This window comes from Neorhizobium lilium (assembly GCF_004053875.1).
GTDB classification, from domain to species: domain Bacteria; phylum Pseudomonadota; class Alphaproteobacteria; order Rhizobiales; family Rhizobiaceae; genus Neorhizobium; species Neorhizobium lilii.
In genome coordinates, this window is sequence record NZ_SBIP01000011.1 from 1 (window position 1) to 1,354 (window position 1,354).

1 protein-coding gene is annotated in these 1,354 nt (G+C 59.5%); it reads left to right on the forward strand.

Annotated features, from left to right (window positions below; genetic code table 11):
* A partial coding sequence (locus EPK99_RS25165; RefSeq protein ID WP_128445846.1) for an ISNCY family transposase occupies window positions 1–1,182 on the forward strand: 1,182 nt, incomplete at its 5' end.
* Between the last annotated feature and the right edge of the window lie 172 nt (window positions 1,183–1,354).

The following is a 1,354-nucleotide window of genomic DNA, read 5'->3' on the forward strand; positions in this document are numbered from 1 at the left end:
CGCGAACGCTATGCGGATTTCGGACCGACCTTGGCGCGTGAGAAGCTGATCGAGCTGCACCGGATCTCTGTTGCCAAGGAGACGCTGCGACAATGGATGACCGAGGCTGGTATCTGGGTTTCACGCAAAGAACGCAAGAAACGGGTTTTCCAGCCACGCGGCCGACGTGATTGCTTTGGCGAACTGGTGCAGATCGATGGCTCGCATCACTGGTGGTTCGAGAACCGTGGGCCCAAATGCGCCCTGCTCGTCTATATCGATGACGCGACCGGCAAGCTGCTGCATCTACGGTTTGCCGGATCGGAGAACACATTCGACTATCTGCACGCGACCAAGGCCTATCTGCAGCAATGGGGCAAACCGCTGGCCTTCTACAGCGACAAGCACGGCGTCTTTCGTTCGACCCATGCGTCGGAGAAGGACCGGACGAGCGGCCTGACACAATTCGGCCGGGCGCTTTATGAGCTGAACATCGACATCATCTGTGCCAACACCCCGCAGGCCAAGGGCCGGGTGGAACGTGCCAACCAGACATTGCAGGATCGGTTGGTCAAGGAGATGCGGCTTCGCGGCATTGACACGATTGAGGAAGCCAACGCCTATGCACCTGAGTTCATGACGGATTTCAATGCGCGTTTTGGCAAACAGCCGCGCAATCCGAAGGACATGCACCGGCCGTTGGCCGATCACGAGAACCTTGATGGCGCCATGTGCCGCAAGGAAGTTCGCACGCTGTCGCAGGCTTTGACGCTGCGCTACGACAAGGTGCTGTTCATTCTCGATCCGACCGACGTTTCCAGACCCTTGGCCGGCCAAAAGGTCATTGTTTGCGATTATCCGGACGGTCGCCTCGAGATCATGCACGAGAGTTTTGCCCTACCCTACAGAACCTTTGACAAGCTGCGGTCGGTCCATCGACCGGAAGTCGTCGAGAACAAGCGTCTGGACGACATGCTGTCGATCGTCGCCGAGATGCAGGCTGGACGAGAACAGCAACGGAGCAAGAGCGGCCCTCGCCGCACCGGGCAGACGGATCATATGTTCGGCATTCGCGACGGCAGCACAGCCAACGGCTACCAGAAGCGCGGTCGCAAGCCGGGGCCGAGGACGGATTTCATGAACGATCCGGAAGTCATCGCCAAAAGGCAGAAAGCTCTGGCGCGGTTGGAGGCTGCAGAATGACTGGGCCAATCTCAAAGCTAAAGCCGAAGGGGTGCCCCTCACCCGCCCCCGCTCCGCCCTTGCAACCCGGCCCAGCCGATCGGATCGGGGGGCTGCCGTCAGCACCAGAGGAGATGCTGAGTGTCGCATTTCTAAATGGCCAGCGCCGTCGCAGCACTAATCAGCTTTGACA